Here is a 17,644-nt window from a genome sequence, read left to right on the forward strand (position 1 = left end):
GGGTTTAGCAGACAATTGTCTGGGCAAAGCAGAATACTTAACAACAAAACCCGCCCTTACACAGTTTTGAATTCTCCTCTCCCCTGCTCTCCTGCTCCGAACTAACTAGGTGTAGCAACTGGTACAGGCTCATAAAGATACTCAAACCAGTTACCATCAGGATCGCGACCGTAAAAAGAAGCCGTACCATCGCGATGTTCGTGAACTTTGGTTAAATGAATATCTTGCGCTTTGAGTTGTTCGTAAGCAGTTTCCATTTCCTGACGCTCGCTGAAAACAAAGCCAAAATGTGCTCCTGCTTGATCGTAACCTGGACTCAACAGCGCCAAACCATCATTCCCAGCTTTTAAGTAAGCCCAGTCTGCATCTTGCCAAACTAATTCCATGCCTAAGTTTTGGTAAAACTCAGCTGCTCGGCTAACATCTTGAACACGGATAGCAACGTGCCCCAGTCGTTTCAACTTCATAGATTAAAAATCTTAACGTTTCTCCCTACTTTTTATTGTATAGCAGTTACTTTGGAATAGGTTTTCAACCTTTTATTTCTCCAGATAGATGTTTGTGTACTATGCTGTTTAATCTCGCCAATCTACCTTATTGGATTTTTTTAGGAATGGGTGTGTTGCTATTCCTACTAGTAATTGTTTCTGGTGGGGGCGATGATGATATCGAACTAGATGCAGATGCCGAAATCGATCTTGATGTTGATGTAGATGTAAATGTAGATGTCGGAGATGGAGGTTTGCATTTAGACACAGACAGCGATAGTGATGGTGAATTTAATGCTTTACAAATACTGGGATGGTTAGGTTTTGGCAAAGCGCCATTACTGTTGTTGTTGGCTACAGATTTTAGTCTTTTGGGATTAATTGGTTGGATACTTAATGTTACATTCGCCGGAGTTTGGGGAAGTTTTCCTCAAGGTTTTTGGGCGGGGATTGTAGCGACTTTAGCGTTAGTGATGAGTTTGTTTTTAGGTAGTTTAATTGCCCGACCAATGGGGAAAATTTTTGCTAGTTTTGGAGAAGATGCTAGTGGCGATCGCTTAATTGGTTGCATTGGTACAGTTTCTTCTGCCAAAATTCCCCTCGAAACTGAAGGCAAAATTGGTCAAGTTGATGTTTTAGATACTGCCCGTAACCTTGTCACTGTTACTGCAAATTTGCCAGAATGGGCGAAAGTTGTTCCTTGCCGAAATCAAAAGGTTTTGGTGATCGATCGCCAACCCAAAAGTTACCTAGTAATTGCCAAAGATAGCTCCGATGAAGAACTTTGGTTAGAAAATTCCAGCAAATTGAAAAGTCCCCGTTAGGGTGAAAAAATCATGCTTTTTTGGTTAACATTCATTCAATCTTTACCTCTTGCTGCTGCTACGGAAACAGCACCAGCATCTTTACCCACAGAAGTAAATTCGCACAACTCAAAATCTACTTTAATCGCGCAACAAACTTCAATTCAACCCACATTAGCGCAAGTAGATTTAGGTGGCGGAGTAACCTTTTTCGCCGGAATTACTGCTGCTTTAGTTCTGTTACTCATCTTAGGAATTTGGGCTTACACGCGAGTTTATGTAATTACGCCGAACAACGAAGCTTTTGTCAGAACTGGCGGCGTTTTCATTAAAAAGAAAAAGGTAATTCTCAATGGCGGTTGCATTGTTTTACCCGGTTTTCACGAATTAACTCGCGTACCTTTACGAGAAATTTCCATTGATGTAGAACGCACCGGAAAATTAGCCGTTCGCACCAAAGATTATTTACGTGCAGATATGAGAGTAACCTTTTATGTCTGCATCAACGAAATCGAAGAAGATGTGTTAATGGCAGCTGCTCGACTTTCTAATCAAGGCAAAATTACGCCAGATATTATTAAAAACGCCTTGGAAAAACGGGCAGATGACGCAATTAGGGCGGCAGCAAAAACCAAAGATTTAGCAGAGATTGATTCTGATAAATTAGGTTTCGCTCAAGAAGTGTTAAACTTGGTAGAACCAGACTTGAAAAAAGTCGGTTTAACCTTGAATAATATTGCCATTTCCGAAATTGAAGAAGGCGATACTTACGACACCAATAACTTCTTTGATGCTCAAGGTGTGAAACTGCGAACCGAAACAATTCAAAAGTCAATTCAACAAAAGCGGGAAGTGGAATTAACTACCCAAGTTGTAATTGAACAAAAAGAATTAGATGCCCAAAAACGCTCTTTGCAAATTGCTCAAGAAAAAGAAGCGGCTAAGTTGGCGCAACATTTAGAAGTTGAGGCAATGAAGGCGCAAAGAGAAAGGGAAATTGAAGAAGCAAAAGCGCGAGAAGCTGCTACAATTCAGCGGACGAAGATATTACAAAATAAGTCAGTTGAAGAAGAAGAAATTGGCAAGAAACTATCTGTACAACAAAACCAAATTGATGCTGATATTGCTTTAGAAGAACGCAGTAAACAACTAAAAGTTGCTCAAGCATTGCAAAAGCGGGAAGCAGAATTGGCGGAAATTCAGCGGCAACAAAATGTCGAAGCTGCTAAACTACAAGCACAAGTACAAATAGCAGAGTCGGAAAGATTAGCGAAGTTAGCACAGGAAGATGTGGCGATCGCAGTTTCCAACAAAAAACGCGAAAGTTTCCTTGCAGAAGCACAAAAAGCAAAAGCAGAATCATCTGTCATCACAGCAAGCGCCGTTGAAAAAGCCGAACGGGAAAAACAACTTTCAATTATCGCCGCCGAAAGAGAAGCACAAGAACGCCGCATCTCCGATCAAAACGTAGTTGAAATCGACGTTTTCCGTCGCAAACGCCAAGCAGAAATCGCCCAACAAGCGGCTCTATTAGAAGCAGAATCAATCCGTACTTTAGCACAAGCAAACCGCGATAAACTCGTCGCCGAAGCCGAAGGTGTTGCAGCTAAAATTTCCGCTGAAAATACGATTAGTAATGCCAACTTAACTGCAAAAATTATTACTACAATTTGGCCCGAACTATCCGAAAAACTGCCGGAAGTTTTACAAGCTTTAGCACCACAACCAGGCGTTTTAGGCGATGCCAGAATCTACTCTTTCCCTGGCGCAAATGGCAATAATGGTAACGGTGCTGGCGATGTGAATAAACTGCTGTTATCGACTAGTGGTTTATCCTTGATTAACACTTTGTTGGATGAAGGAAAATTAGGCGCTTTACTGGGACAAATCAATCAGTTAATGCGTGATAATGGTAATCATTCAACAATTGAATCAGTGGCAAGTTCTTTCCCTCCAGTACCACCAAAAAACCAACAAAATCAAACAACTGCTAAACGACAAACTCCCGAAACACCAACAACTAAAAAAACCGTATTAGTGGCAAATCCCACTCCAGTAAATCAACCAACTGAAGGTTTAGAAACTGATAAGAATGAGGCATAGCTTTTGCCTGTTTAACTGATTATAAGCGATTCGCGTAGTAATAACGGGAATCGCTTTTTTTTGGGGAGAGTGCGATCGCTTCCGGTTTAAAATGGCTAAAATCTACATTGGAGAGTGCATGGCAGAAATAGAATCAGAGGGAGGCGAACATGAGCGAAACTGGAGACAAGACAAGCTACTTACTTCTGGTGAAGTTGCTAAACTCCAAAGAGAAGGGATAGATATCCATGCTCTGAAAAATGAAGAAAGTGCTTCTAAGAAAGACCTTTATAAAGACAGAGATGGAAACATATACGTTAAACCTAAAAGGGGTCAAGCTCCAGGTGAGAATACAGGACTTAATATTAATGATTTTTAATAATTTTAATAAAGGATTATTAGCATGGAATCTGAAATTTACGCTTATTTCGCCTTAACTAAGTTTGATTTTGAACCGGAAGAAATTACTGCCAAAGTTGGCATAATTCCCGATCAAACTTGGAGAGTTGGTGACTTGATTACGCCTAGAGGTACTATTCGCAAAAAACACAATGGTTGGAGGCTGAATTCTAAACTGGATAAATCGGCTGAATTAGAAGATCACATTAAATCAGTTCTCGAACAATTGCAAGCAGGTTGGCTACCTTTGGTTGAACTATCTTCTCAGTATTATGCCGAAATTGCTGGTGTAATTTATTATTGGAGTGGTAGTGTTCCAGCTATTCATTTTGATAAACATATTATGCAGCAAGTTGCCGAACTGAATGCAGAAATTGATGTGGATTTTTACGTGCTGGAAAGAAACGACTAAAGTCATTACTACAAACCTAGATTACATCAGCCTCTAGAAAGAAATTAGTCTATCAGCAGATAGATGCGATCGTTTACCTGCGATAGAAGTATTTTTTTGATTATTTTTCATCATATAAGTATAGAACTAGACAGAAATTAGGGAAAATGACTGTTGACAATAATATGAATGCAGAGACAAATAATGGCGATCGCGTCAGAAGAAGTACCTCAGCTGAGGTTAATCAGAATATCGATCGAGCGATCGCCACAAACATTCAACAATACGCCAACCAACCTGAAGCAAATATTACCCAAAAAATAGCCGAATTAGACAGAGAATGGGACACTGAACGCATATTAGAAGCCAACGCATCAGTACTGGCTTTTACTGGCTTAATGTTGGGTATTTTTGTAAATCACAATTGGTTTTGGTTAACTGGAATTGTCCTACCATTTCTATTTCAACACGCCGTACAAGGTTGGTGTCCACCAATATTTGTAATTCGTCGCTTAGGTGTGCGTACTCGCAGCGAAATTGACAAAGAAAAATTCGCTTTAAAAGTCTTGCGCGGAGATTTTGCTAACTTACCAAAAGCTTCGGAAGCTGATGCTGGTACTCGTGCAAACGCAGCTTTAAAAGTTGTGGGAGTACAAAACTAAATAAAGATAAAGCATTTTTGTCAATTGTCTGATTTTGGAGATTAGCTTATGGCTTTAGTATTTGAACAAATCAATGTGGAAGGATTAGCACATCTTTCCTATTTAATTGGTGATGATAAAGCTGGGGTAGCTGCTGCGATCGATCCGCGCCGTGATGTGGATGTTTATTTGCAAATTGCGCGAGATCGAGGAGTGCGAATTACTCACATTTTAGAAACTCACATTCATGCTGATTTTGTTTCTGGTTCTCATGAATTAAAAGCCAGAACTAATGCTACCATTTACGGCGGAAAAACTGATGATTACCAGTTTGATTTACAGCAAATGCAAGAGGGAGATGAGGTACATTTAGGTAGTGTAACTTTGCGTGCTTTGCAGACTCCCGGACATACTCCCGAACATATTTGTTTGCTGATTTTTGATGCGAAACAAGGGGAGAAACCTTTTGGGATTTTTACCGGAGATACTTTGTTTAATTTGGATGTTGGTCGTCCAGATTTATTAGGAACGGGAACGGAAAAAGAATTAGCAACACAACTTTATCATTCATTGTTTGATAAGTTAGTGCCTTTGGGCGATCGCATCGAAGTTTACCCCTGTCATGGTGCGGGTTCTTCTTGTGGGAAATCAATTGGCGATCGCAGACAAAGCACAATTGGTAATGAAAAAATCTTTAATCCCGCCTTAAAAGAACGCAGCGAACAACAATTTGTCGAGTGGATTTTAAGCAATATGCCAGAACCACCGACACATTACCCACGCTTAAAAAAAGTCAATGCCAAAGGTGCAACAATTAAAGGTTGTGTACCAACTTTAGCGCCACTTTCCCCCCAAGAATTCCGGGAAATAATGCAGGATGAAAATAGTTTAGTCATTGACACTCGCTCAATTCTCGCCTTTGGTGGGGGACATATTCCCGGTGCAATTAATATCGCTTTGCTTCCCGCATTTCCTAACTGGGTTGGTTGGATGATTCCGCCTGAGAAAAAGCTGTTATTGGTGGTGGAAAGCGATCGAGATATCAAGCTAGTCACAGAACAACTTTTCCGCATTGGCTATGACAATTTAGCAGGTTATTTACACAGCGGAATGACTAGTTGGCAGAATGCAGGTTTACCTTTACAACGCACTGGCGAATGGACTGTGCATGAATTGAATCAGCACAAAGATGATCCAGATTTAACCATTTTAGATGTGCGGACTGACAGCGAATTTAACAGTGGTTTTGTTCCCGGTGCTAAACATATTTTCGTCGCACATTTAGCCGAAAATTTGGATGAATTGGATCGTTCTAAAACCATTGCAACTTATTGCGGTACAGGTTATCGTGCTTCCATTGCTGCTAGTTTGCTGCAAAAACATGGCTTTGAAAATGTGATTAATATTCCCGGTTCTTGGACTGCTTGGAAAGGTGCTCAACTTCCAGTAGAAAAACCTAAACAAATGGTTGGAGTCAGTTAATCTATTTGTAGGGTGCGTTATTAACGCACCATCCCATTATTTTTATGGTGCCTCAGAAACTCAAAGCTGATATTGTCGATCGCGTAGCCTGCCGTAGGCGTATCGAATTTATTGTAGTAGAGCACCCTACAACTACAAATAAAGTAGGGGCGGGTTTAGCCAAAAGCCTGGAATACCCAACCATAAGATTAAAATCAAAACCCGCCCTTTCCCAAGCATTTGTACGATATTAATTAATATTTTTCAATTTTTCAGTCAACCACCCGAAAATTAATTTCCGGGTGGTTTATATTAAAAATATTCTATTCCACAAGTTTCTGAGAATTTAGTTTAGGAGTTCATGCCATGACAGTCACTATTGCTAAATGGACATTAGACGACTATCACCAGATGATTGAAGTGGGATTATTAGTAGGTCGTCAGGTAGAATTATTGAATGGAGAAATTGTTGAAATGCCACCAGAAGGAGAACCCCATGCTTACTACTCAACAGAAGGCAGTGATTATCTCAAGGCATTGTTAGGCGATCGAGTTACAATTCGCCAAGGCAAACCAATTACAATTATCGCCAGTAATTCTGAACCTGAACCGGATATTGCGATCGTCCAACCACTCGGACGAGAATACCTACAACACCATCCTTACCCGGAAAACATTTTTTGGTTGATTGAATTTTCTCAGACAACTCTCGCTAAAGACTTGGAAGCTAAACGTAAAACTTACGCCGCTGCATTAATTCAAGAATATTGGGTAGTAGACTTAAAAAATAAACAACTTAAAGTATTTCGCGATCCGGTTGATGGTGATTATCGTTCTGAGGAAACATTAACATCTGGAGAAATTTGCGCGATCGCATTTCCCCATATCTTCATCTCCGTACAAAGATTGATCGATTAGCACTATTTTCAGGGTGGTTAGTGTTAACATAACGCATCTGACAACTAGGATAAAATAGAATAATGTAGTAGATATAAAAATTAGGAAAGGAAGGCAAAATGAATGTGATTGATTTAAAAAGTCTTTATGAAACTGATAATTTAGAGTGGTTAAAGTCAACCATAGAACTGCTAAAAAATAAGCAGTTTAATGCTTTAGATTTAGATAATTTAATCGAGGAATTAGAAGATTTGGGTAGCGAAAAGAAAAATGCAGTAGCTAGTTTATTATATCAAACAATAAAATATTTACTATTACTGCAATATTGGATAAGTGAGTATGAAAATAATTCGGCTCATTGGCAAGAAGAAATTTATGCTTTCCGATTTCAGTTAAGCCAAAGGATGACGACGAACCTTCGTAATTACCTAAAACAAGAATTAGAACATATCTACAACCAAGCTTTAAAGGCTGTAAAAGCAAAAACTAAAAATCAGGTACAATTCCCCTTAGAATGCCCTTACACCCTTGACGAACTACTTAATGAAGACTGGTTTCCTAATCAGTCTGACAACAAAAAAGAAGAACTTGATTAATATTGTCCTTTTTGGTTTTGGCGATATTTTTAGACATCTCCAGAAATTAAAGGTGCGTTACTGGGAATTTTTGTAGAGACGTTGTATACAACGTCTCTCAATACTGCTCGGTTAAGTATTTTTTGCCTTTGTAGGGGCGAAGCATTCGGACAGAAAATTTAGGGTTTGAGCCAAAAATTGTCGCCCGAATGCTTCGCCCCTACCCTTAACCTACTGAAGGTTTTCTACTTGAGTCTTCAGGGTTTGCCAAACGGATAACACTCCATCAATCCATCCTTGTGCAAAGGTGATCCGGCAAGGGGGATCGACTTGTAGTAAGTAGGCAAAATCCGCATCGAGATGGCGTGCTTGTTCGGGACAGTTTTTCAGATCCAGGTAAGAAAATAGGTAGTCGAGAACATCTTCATCGAGGGCTACCGCTAGAGACTGCACCCGTTCAAAATGGCGAAAATCTTTGTAGGACAATTTGGAACTGGAGCGAATTCCTAATTCAAATCCTTCTTGACGAACCTTGTTGAGGAGAACTTTCTTTTCTGACTGAAGGCGTTCGACTAAATTATCTTCTTCAGCAACTTGGATTTTGAGTTCTTCGATTGTAATAGCCATTTCTAGAGCCTCCTGGCAAACGGCAGAAATATTGAAGTGTTGTTTAACGGGTTTAAGTCGGGCAAATAGTGACTCTGGAACTGCTATGGTAACTCTTTGACTCACAACTCCCTCCCGTTTTTTGTGTACTCTTATACAGTATCAGAACTAATTGCATAATGGATGATATAGAAACAATTTGTTACGTAACATACAAAAACTCCAGGGAAAGTATGCAATGACGAGTCTTGCACTGTAAATTAATTAGTCACATTTGAATCGAATTGTAGGGTGCGTCAGACATTAAATTTGACTGATAGAATCAGGGTTTGAGCTTCTGACGCACCCTACTGATTGTGCTTAACAGTCAATACCCCAAAAGTTTGTAGAGACGTTACATATAACCTCTCTACATCAGAAATCCCAGTCCCTAGTCCCCAGTCGCCAAATTCTAATCTAATTCGTCCTCGCCAATGTCTGGTAATGCTGGGGGTTCATGTTCTGGAATTCGCAAGTCTTCTACTAGTGCTTGCACTTCGGCGGGGGGTGGGGGAGTGAAGCGAGAAACGGTTAAAGTGACGATGAAATTAAGAATCATGCCAACTGTGCCGAATCCTTCTGCGGAAATGCCAAACCAAGGTTGCATCCCGCCGAATTTGACGCTGAAAATGTAAAAAGTGGTGATAACTAAACCGACAATCATGCCTGCGATCGCACCTTCCCGATTAGTCCTTTTATCAAACACACCCAACACAATAATTGGGAAAAAGCTAGCTGCTGCTAACCCGAAGGCGAGAGCAACTACTTCAGCGACAAAACCGGGCGGATTGATGCCAAAATAACCAGCAATAACGATCGCAATTCCCACCATAACTCGACCAATAAATAGCCGTTTTGCTTCGGAAGCACCAGGATCGATCATTCGATAATAAACATCATGGGCGATCGAACTGGAAATTACTAATAACAAACCCGAAGCTGTTGATAAAGCTGCTGCTAATCCACCTGCGGCGACAAGCGCAATTACCCAAGGGGCGAGTTTAGCAACTTCTGGAGTTGAGAGAACTACGATATCGCGATCGATAATAATCTCATTAGTTTTTTTGTCGGGTGTTAATTGAAAACGCCCATCACCATTTTTGTCTTCAAACTTCAACAATCCTGTATTTTCCCACTTTCTTGCCCAGTCAAGTTGTTGCACTTGTTCAACTGTTTTGTTGTTCAAACTATCAATTAAGTTGTAACGAGCAAAGGAAGCTAAAGCTGGGGCAGTAGTATAAAGAATAGCAATGAACAACAACGCCCAACCAGCAGACCAACGTGCCGCTTTTACATCGGGAACAGTGTAAAATCGAACAATAATGTGTGGTAAACCAGCTGTTCCTACCATTAAAGCAATAGTAAAGAACAACACATCAATCATTGGTTTATTAGCAAAAGGTTGAGTGTAAGCGGGAAAACCTAAATCAGTTTGGATTGTGTTAAGTCTTTCGACAATATCGCTAAAGGTGAAACTAAGTTGTGGAATTGGATTTCCGGTGAGCAACATAGAAATTGCGATCGCCGGAATCAAATAAGCCACAATTAATACTGCATATTGGGCAACTTGTGTCCAAGTAATGCCTTTCATGCCACCTAAAATGGCGAAAAAGGCAACAATTACCATGCCAATAACTACTCCGGTATTAATATCTACTTGCAGAAAGCGGCTAAAGACAATTCCCACTCCCCGCATTTGTCCGGCAACATAAGTTAAAGACACGAAAATTGCCGCAATTACTGCTACTAAACGAGCGACATTTGAGTAATAGCGATCGCCTACAAAATCCGGCACTGTATATTTCCCAAACTTACGAAGATAAGGTGCTAGCAACAGCGCCAGTAACACATATCCCCCTGTCCAACCCATCAAGAAAATCGAACCATCGTAACCCAAAAAGGAAATAATCCCTGCCATTGAAATAAACGAAGCAGCAGACATCCAATCAGCCGCAGTCGCCGCCCCATTCGCTAAAGAAGGCACACCTTGATCGGCTACAAAAAAGCCTTTGGTATCTTTAACTCGCGAGTGCCATCCTATATAGATGTAGACAATAAATGAAATGATGACGAGTACAGTCGTCCAAACTTCTGCTGACATTATGAAACCTCAAAGATTGTAGTAATTGGTAGTAGGGGACTGGGGATTGGAGACTGGGTACTGGGTACTGGGAAAGTTTTGAATTTTGAGTTAAAGAACTTTCCTTGTTCCCTTTTCTCAAGAGTTCCTAGCCTCTAGTCCTGTTGCGAATCATTATTCTTTTTCAGATACTTGCGATCGAGTTTTTCCATGCGGTAGGCGTAGTAAAAAATCAAGGCCACAAAAACGTAAATTGAGCCTTGTTGTGCTATCCAAAAACCTAGAGGAACACTACCGATTCTGAAGTTGTTAAGAGGTTGTACGAATAATATGCTCAATCCAAAGGAAACCACAGCCCAAATGATTAGTAAATTACGAATCAAGGCTGTGTTTGCTCGCCAATAAGCACGTTGGTTGTTTTGATTCATCTTTGTTATCAAGGTTGCAGTTTAATTGTGTAGCAATAAGTTTACATCCCAAAGGTCACGGAATTATTTGTAACCCTGTCTTAAGTTCTCTATTAATTTATGTGTAATCTTGGATTATAGAGATTTTCTCTAAAAAATTGTATTAAATAGTACAGAGATTAACATTTTTTCTGCCATGCTTCCCAGAGATTTATCAGGTGTTGATGTTGCTTTAGAACAAATACTCGATCGCATGAGAGAATTTACCCTGCAAATTCATCAGGCGCTTGACTTAAGTGAGATTCTTAGCATCACTGTGCGGGAAGTTCGGGAAGTGTTGGGATGCGATCGGGTGGTCATCTATCGTTTCCTCTCGGAAGGAGATGGAGTAGTAGCCGAAGAATCTGTCAGTCCCGAATGGCAACCCATTATGGGACAACTGATTTATGATTCTTGCTTCCAAGCTAAATGGGTAGCGCAATATCAACAAGGAAGAATCGGTATTTTAGAAGATATTGATGCCCAACCTCTAGAACCATGTTACAAAAATTTATTAATCAGTTTACAAATCCAAGCGAAATTGGTCGTACCAATTTGGGTAACGCACCAACAACCGCAAGATAATTCTACTATCGATCCCGATCTTTGGGGTTTACTAATTGTTCATCAATGCAGCAGTCCGCGTCAGTGGAAATCTTTGGAAATTAAATTTCTGCAATTGATTACTTCACAAATGGGAGTTGTCTTGCAAAAGTTAGAAATGCAGCAGCAATTACGACAGCAGAATAAATTCTTGGAAAGAGAACAAGTTCTTTCACAAGCACATCAAGCTATTGAAGAAGAACTGCGAGGTCAAGAAGCACTTTTGCGTTCGATGACTGATAGTTCAGAGTTTGGTTTTTACGTTGTTAATAACCGTAATGATGAGATTTTATATTTTAATCACCGCTTTTGTGAAATTTGGGGAATTGAACATTTAGCAGAAAAAATGCAACGAGGTGAGATAAAAAATAATGGTATTATTCCTGATTGCGTGCGTTTAATTGCAGATATACCCGCTTTTGTAGAAAGTTGTAAACCGTTGCAGATTGAAGAAAATCGTTGCACAATTGAGGATGAAATTTTGTTTGTCGATGGGCGAACGATTCGTCGCTTTTCTAGCCAAGTTCGAGATATTTACGATCGCTATTTTGGCAGGTTATATATTTTTGAAGATATTAGCGATCGCAAACAGTTAGAAAAGTCTCTCCGCTTAACTGATATTTCTTTTGAATCTTTATCTCTTTCTGCTACTTGGTTTGACAAAAAAGGTAAGGTTTTGCGTGTCAATCAAGCCGCTTGTCGATCGCTCGGCTATTCGCGTACCGAGTTAGAATCAATGTCCGTTTATGACTTCGATCCAGATTTTTCTCAGAAGTTATGGTTAAAAGCTTGGCGATCGCTTAAACAACGCAAAAATATTACCTTGATTACTCGACATCAAAGAAAAGATGGTGAAATTTTTCCAGTAGAAATAAGTGCTAATTATATCAAGTTTAATGATGAAGAATATTGTTTTGTTTTTGCTGAAAATATTAGCGAATACATCGAAATGCTATCCGCACTACATGAAAGCGAAACCCGCTGGCAATATGCCTTAGAAGGAAACGGAGATGGCGTTTGGGATTGGAATCTTCAGACAAATGAACTGATCTTATCTCAGCAATGGAAAGAAATGCTGGAATTTGGCGGAACCGAAATCGGCACTAATATAAATGATTGGGAAAAATTGGTGCATCCTGACGATCTAAAGGGAGTTTATCAAGAAATTGAAAAACATTTTCGTGGAGAAACTGAACAGCTTATTAAAGAGTACCGATTGCAATGTAAAAACGGAACTTATAAATGGATTTTGGCTCGTGGTAAAGTTATTGAGCGCAGAGAAAATGGTCAACCTTTGCGAATGATTGGGACGAATACTGATATCACTGAACGCAAATTTATGGAAGAAGCTTTGCGCGAAAGTGAGGAACGTTATCGTTCTTTAATTGCAACGATGGCAGAAGGCATTGTTTTACAGCAAGCTGATGGAACAATTACCGCTTGTAACGAAAGTGCAGAAAGAATTTTAGGGTTAACTGCCGATCAAATGATGGGGCGAAGTTCGATCGATCCCCGATGGCAAGCAATACACGAAGATGGTTCACCTTTTCCGGGAGAAACTCATCCGGCAATAGTCACTTTACGCACGGGAAAACCGCAATTTAATATTATCATGGGAGTTCACAAACCTGATGGAAATCTTAGCTGGATTTCGATTAATTCTCAACCTTTATTTTGCCCGAATAAAACTCAACCTTATGCTGTAGTTACATCATTTACTGATATCACAATTCGCAAACAAATAGAAGAAGCTTTAACCCAACAAGCAGAAAGGGAAAGGATGATTTATACGATCGCCCAACGCATTCGTCAATCCTTAGATTTAGAGCAAATTTTAAATACCACAGTTGATGAAGTACGACATTTTCTCCAAACTGAGCGAGTAATTATTTATCGTTTTAATCCTGATTGGAGTGGCATAGTAGTTAAAGAATCAGTTGCCGAAGGTTGGCTAAAAATTCTCAATATGGAAATCACAGATACTTATTTCGTTGAAAGAAAAGGAAAGTTATATGAGTACAATACAGTTCGAGAAATTTCAGATATTTACCAAGCAAATTTTGATCCTTGTCATATAGAATTATTGGAAAAATTGCAAGTAAGAGCCAAGCTGATTGTCCCAATTTTACAAGGTGATAATCTTTGGGGTTTGTTAGTAGCGCATCATTGTAGTTCCCCACGACAGTGGCATCCTTGGGAAAGTGAATTGCTGCAACAATTAGCAATGCAAGTAGCGATCGCAATTCAACAATCAGAACTGCATCAACAATTACAAATTGCCAACAAACAGTTAGAAAATTTAGCATTAATCGATCAGTTAACTCAAGTTGCTAATCGTCGTTGTTTCGATCTGACTCTTGCGGAAGAATGGAATCGTTTAATTCGCGAACAACGTCCTTTATCATTACTGCTTTGTGACATTGATTATTTTAAACAATATAATGATACTTATGGTCACACTGCCGGAGATATTTGTTTAAAACTTGTCGCCCAAGCTTTGAAAAAAGCTGTTAAAAGGGCGATCGATTTAGTCGCCCGTTATGGTGGCGAAGAATTTGCCATTATCTTACCTCATACTGATAGTAAAGGAGCCGTAAAAGTTGCTCAAAAAATCCATCAAACCATCCAAGAATTGCATCTCCCTCATATTGCTTCTGCTGTGGCACAATCAGTAACTATTAGTATAGGAATTGCAACAAAAATTCCCGATGAAACCAAAGTTCCTTTAGCTTTAATTGAAGCAGCGGATCGCGCCCTTTACCAAGCTAAATTAAACGGGCGTAATCGTTTCTTTATCCATGTTCCTGACCCATAATTTCCCATGCCTAATCCTTACTTTCACTTTAAAAAGTTTACAGTATTTCACGATCGCTGTGCTATGAAAGTCGGTACAGACGGCGTTTTATTAGGTGCATGGGCAAATATTACCAACAGTCAACAAATTCTCGATATTGGCACAGGAACAGGCTTAATTGCCTTAATGTTAGCCCAACGTTCCCTCGCCCAAATAGACGCAGTAGAAATTGATCCCCTAGCCTTTAATCAAGCTCAAGAAAACATTAATAATTCCCCTTGGTCAAACCGCATCGAAATATATCATAATTCTATCCAAAATTACGCAATTAATTGTCCCAAACGCTACGATATATTAACTTCCAACCCCCCATTTTTCACCAACGCTTCCAAAGCCGCAGTCAAAGCACGAACTATAGCCAGACATAGCGATTCCCTCGATCAAATTGAAATCTTACAAATAGCCGATAAGCTACTTTCTGAAGACGGCAGATTAGCGATAATTTATCCAACAGAACAAGCAAAAACATTTCAAGAAACAGCCAAAAGTTTTGGCATTTATTGCCAGCGCAAACTCTACGTTAAACCAACCTTAAAAAGTCCGATTAAACGCATATTATTAGAATTGGGTAAAAGTCAACTAGAATATCAAGAAAGTATGCTAGTAATAGAAACAGCAAGACATATTTATAGCCCCGAATTTGTGGCTTTAATCAAGGACTTTTATTTGAAATATTAACAAATTTTGAGACAGGCTCAAAGCCTGTAGTGCATTTGCGGGAACTTTCTTTAACTGAAATCTTACAGCAAGGACAAAATTTTCATTATGGGTTGTAAGTATCATTACAGTGAGTAATTGAATAAAGTTTGCTTAAAAGCTTGGACTCATAAATCTGGTTGTTTCGATCAGTGCTTTACTCTAAAATACTATAGTTTCATAAATTATCAAATTACGGCTAATTGAGTTATGCAATATTTATTTGTATTAGGAACATTAAGTTTTAGTATTGCCTTTACTTTAGGTATAGTAGTAGAAAAAAATGTTACTAAAAGTGCTGCCATAGCTAGTATAGCGACAATTAGCACCCTTAGTAGCGCGTTTGTTTTCAGAAAAAAATCTGAACGAGAACTAAAAAATATCCACACCGAAAACTTAAAAAGCCTTGAAAATCAGATTTCAAACCTGAAAAATCAAAAGAGAAGTCTGGGAAAAGTAATTGATAGCAAAAGTCAATTAAACATAACGCTTGAAGAAGAATATAACTCAATCCTTAGACAAGTTAATCAGCTTAAAGAAGAGATCAAATCTCTAAATACGCAGCGAGAAAATCTACAAGCTGTAATTTTTTACCTTGAAAATCAAGAAATAGAAATTACGCAAAAAATTACTGTTAAACCTGAAGTAAGACAAATCAAAAAAACAGGATTATACAATTGCATTTTAGCGGGATTAGAAAATTCAATAGATTTTTATAACAAAGAAAACCACCAGACATTTGAAAACTACTTACAATCATTACAAAAAACAGCTGAAGAATTGTGGAATTCTTACAGATCAAATCAGGTTAAAGTCAATTATTCAGATGCGTCAGTTCAAGCAGTTTATTTAATACGTTACTATCCCCATTATGCTTACATGAATTTTCAAATTTTAGAAATTATACATAATCAAAATATCTTTCAAAACTTAACTAATGAAACGCTAGAAGTATGCTTGTTTGGTGGAGGGCCATGCCCAGAAATAGTAGGTTTAAGTAAACTGTTATCAGAGCAATATCAACATATTAAAAAGTTAATTGTTAATGTATATGACATTGCTTCTGAGGAATGGACTTTAAGCAGAAATATTACCAAAAAATTTATTATACCGGAATACTGGTCAGGAGATTTAAAATTAAATAATAATTACCTAGATTTATGTGAATCTAATTCTCTTCATTCGATAAAAACAATAATTAAGAAAAGCAAACTATTCATTTTCCAAAATTGTCTGAATGAAATTTATAATATATCTACAGTTCAAAAAAATATCGATTTCTTACTTAATGAGATACTTTTAGATCGGGTAATAATTATTATCGATTTATGTAATTATCGCCAAAACGCAACTATAATTGATCGATTGGAAGAACAAGTAAGTAATCGAGATGATTTTGAAATTTATCGTCCTCGATATCAAGACTTAAAAATTAAAGCTTACCCTAGTATTCCCACAATTATTAAAGAAAATCTCTTAAGCGGAAAAGATAAGTTAATCCCTCGTAGTAAAGATATTGATTGTAGTTTTATAACTTTGCACAAAATTAAGCTCAAAGGTTAGTAGTTTCTACCTGTTGTACTTGAGATCTACTCTCTTGCTCATACCATCCAATCAAAGAAGGCGAATCGGGATTATGTTGTCGGTGATTTTCTCTTGCTTTATCAAAACTGGTAGTTGCATAACAATACTGACAACCAAATAAACAAGTATCATAGATTCCTATATCTTTACTCTTGACACAACCACAAGCTTCTCTTTGACTAGAATCTTTTTTATGATTGACTTCTATTTGAAAAATCTGATTAATATAATCATCATCTATACACTTACCATGATTAATACCATAAGATTGCAAGTCATAAGATTCAGCACAGCTAAAAAGCTGCATATTATATTGACTAGCAATCTTTGCTATTGATGGCAAAAAAACGCTAAAAACTTCTGGGATATCTTCAAAGCTAAAAATTTTAATCTTTTGTTCTTTTTCAATCTTTTTGAGGCGAGAATTATTTTTGGCGTACCTATCCATAAAACTAATAACACATCGGCTAGTATAACCAGATAGCTGCCTAGCAATTTCCGAGTATTGCTTAAGATGAAAATCTATATTAGTACGATCGCTAAAAATAATCGGATCGTATCGCCAAATGACTCTTTCATAACCTATCAAGATAGCTAATTCTTGAAATGTTTTAATAGAAGAAGGCAAAGGTAGCTTATTAGTGTCTATAAAACAGGGATTATTCATCACTGTGAACTGAAAATAATATTTATATCCCAGTCGCTCCAATTCAGATAATGATGATAATAAAGGTTTAGGATTACGCGTCCAGAAAACAATTACTTCCACATTTTTTGGAGTCAAATCAATGCGGGAAACTTGATTGCGATTAAAGGGATTTGGCACGACGCAATAACCTGCTTGAATACGATTCATAAACCATCTATGGTAAAATGCTGGAATATCGGTGCGTCGGCTGGCACTAATAATCATTTGATTTTTTCTCCCAAACACAATTGTCTTATTTTTCTGCTTTTAGACTAAGCTTGGCTTGAGGCAAGGATATCAATTTTAATGGA

At 38.3% G+C, this 17,644-nt stretch carries 16 protein-coding genes; 11 read left to right on the plus strand and 5 right to left on the minus strand.

Annotation, left to right across the window (positions count from 1 at the left end; translation table 11 throughout):
- Positions 1–101: 101 nt before the first annotated feature.
- Positions 102–467, minus strand: coding sequence for a VOC family protein (locus tag ACE1B6_RS04520; RefSeq protein ID WP_413256049.1), 366 nt, complete (start codon positions 465–467; stop codon positions 102–104).
- 101 nt (positions 468–568) lie between these two features.
- Here ACE1B6_RS04520 and ACE1B6_RS04525 point away from each other — a divergent pair, with 101 nt between their 5' ends.
- The 8 genes from ACE1B6_RS04525 (at position 569) to ACE1B6_RS04560 (ending at position 7,758) form a co-directional block, all read left to right on the plus strand.
- Positions 569–1,312: a DUF1449 domain-containing protein gene (locus ACE1B6_RS04525; protein ID WP_413256050.1), complete on the plus strand. Its 744-nt coding sequence runs from the start codon at positions 569–571 to the stop codon at positions 1,310–1,312.
- Between the two features lie 12 nt (positions 1,313–1,324).
- A complete protein-coding gene (locus tag ACE1B6_RS04530; protein ID WP_413256051.1) occupies positions 1,325–3,394 on the plus strand; it encodes an SPFH domain-containing protein in 2,070 nt (689 codons plus the stop codon).
- 118 nt (positions 3,395–3,512) lie between these two features.
- Positions 3,513–3,752 carry a polymorphic toxin type 33 domain-containing protein gene (locus tag ACE1B6_RS04535; protein ID WP_413256052.1) on the plus strand — a complete coding sequence of 80 codons (240 nt, stop codon included), beginning with the start codon at positions 3,513–3,515 and terminating at the stop codon, positions 3,750–3,752.
- Positions 3,753–3,776: 24 nt separating this feature from the next.
- Positions 3,777–4,184, plus strand: coding sequence for a DUF4279 domain-containing protein (locus ACE1B6_RS04540; RefSeq protein WP_413256053.1), 408 nt, complete (start codon positions 3,777–3,779; stop codon positions 4,182–4,184).
- Between the two features lie 146 nt (positions 4,185–4,330).
- Positions 4,331–4,825 (plus strand): hypothetical protein, encoded by a 495-nt coding sequence (locus tag ACE1B6_RS04545; RefSeq protein WP_413256054.1) that lies wholly within the window; start codon positions 4,331–4,333, stop codon positions 4,823–4,825.
- Between the two features lie 48 nt (positions 4,826–4,873).
- The gene (locus ACE1B6_RS04550; protein ID WP_413256055.1) at positions 4,874–6,286 is read left to right on the plus strand and encodes an MBL fold metallo-hydrolase; all 1,413 of its coding nucleotides are present in this window, start codon (positions 4,874–4,876) and stop codon (positions 6,284–6,286) included.
- A gap of 345 nt (positions 6,287–6,631) precedes the next feature.
- Entirely contained in the window at positions 6,632–7,183 is a 552-nt protein-coding gene (locus tag ACE1B6_RS04555) for a Uma2 family endonuclease (RefSeq protein ID WP_413256056.1), read from the plus strand.
- A 98-nt stretch (positions 7,184–7,281) separates the two neighbouring features.
- Complete coding sequence (locus ACE1B6_RS04560) at positions 7,282–7,758, plus strand: DUF29 domain-containing protein (protein ID WP_413256057.1); 477 nt, start codon at positions 7,282–7,284, stop codon at positions 7,756–7,758.
- 210 nt (positions 7,759–7,968) lie between these two features.
- On the opposite strand, the gene ACE1B6_RS04565 is transcribed toward ACE1B6_RS04560, so the two are convergent.
- The 3 genes from ACE1B6_RS04565 to ACE1B6_RS04575 form a co-directional block, all read right to left on the minus strand.
- Positions 7,969–8,364, minus strand: coding sequence for a hypothetical protein (locus ACE1B6_RS04565; RefSeq protein WP_413256058.1), 396 nt, complete (start codon positions 8,362–8,364; stop codon positions 7,969–7,971).
- A 430-nt stretch (positions 8,365–8,794) separates the two neighbouring features.
- Positions 8,795–10,483 (minus strand): sodium:solute symporter family protein, encoded by a 1,689-nt coding sequence (locus tag ACE1B6_RS04570; RefSeq protein ID WP_413256059.1) that lies wholly within the window; start codon positions 10,481–10,483, stop codon positions 8,795–8,797.
- Between the two features lie 134 nt (positions 10,484–10,617).
- Positions 10,618–10,890, minus strand: coding sequence for a DUF4212 domain-containing protein (locus ACE1B6_RS04575; protein WP_413256060.1), 273 nt, complete (start codon positions 10,888–10,890; stop codon positions 10,618–10,620).
- A 175-nt stretch (positions 10,891–11,065) separates the two neighbouring features.
- Here ACE1B6_RS04575 and ACE1B6_RS04580 point away from each other — a divergent pair, with 175 nt between their 5' ends.
- The 3 genes from ACE1B6_RS04580 to ACE1B6_RS04590 all read left to right on the plus strand — a co-directional run bounded on the left by ACE1B6_RS04580 (position 11,066) and on the right by ACE1B6_RS04590 (position 16,624).
- A complete protein-coding gene (locus ACE1B6_RS04580) occupies positions 11,066–14,326 on the plus strand; it encodes a diguanylate cyclase domain-containing protein (RefSeq protein WP_413256061.1) in 3,261 nt (1,086 codons plus the stop codon).
- A gap of 6 nt (positions 14,327–14,332) precedes the next feature.
- Positions 14,333–15,043, plus strand: a complete 711-nt coding sequence (locus tag ACE1B6_RS04585) for a tRNA1(Val) (adenine(37)-N6)-methyltransferase (protein WP_413256062.1) — start codon at positions 14,333–14,335, stop codon at positions 15,041–15,043.
- Between the two features lie 228 nt (positions 15,044–15,271).
- Positions 15,272–16,624: a hypothetical protein gene (locus ACE1B6_RS04590; protein WP_413256063.1), complete on the plus strand. Its 1,353-nt coding sequence runs from the start codon at positions 15,272–15,274 to the stop codon at positions 16,622–16,624.
- Here the strand turns inward: ACE1B6_RS04590 and ACE1B6_RS04595 are convergent.
- The gene (locus tag ACE1B6_RS04595; protein WP_413256064.1) at positions 16,614–17,558 is read right to left on the minus strand and encodes a DUF1848 domain-containing protein; all 945 of its coding nucleotides are present in this window, start codon (positions 17,556–17,558) and stop codon (positions 16,614–16,616) included. The genes ACE1B6_RS04590 and ACE1B6_RS04595 overlap by 11 nt on opposite strands.
- Between the last annotated feature and the right edge of the window lie 86 nt (positions 17,559–17,644).

The organism is Floridaenema fluviatile BLCC-F154, from assembly GCF_041929135.1.
Lineage (GTDB): Bacteria > Cyanobacteriota > Cyanobacteriia > Cyanobacteriales > Aerosakkonemataceae > Floridanema > Floridanema fluviatile.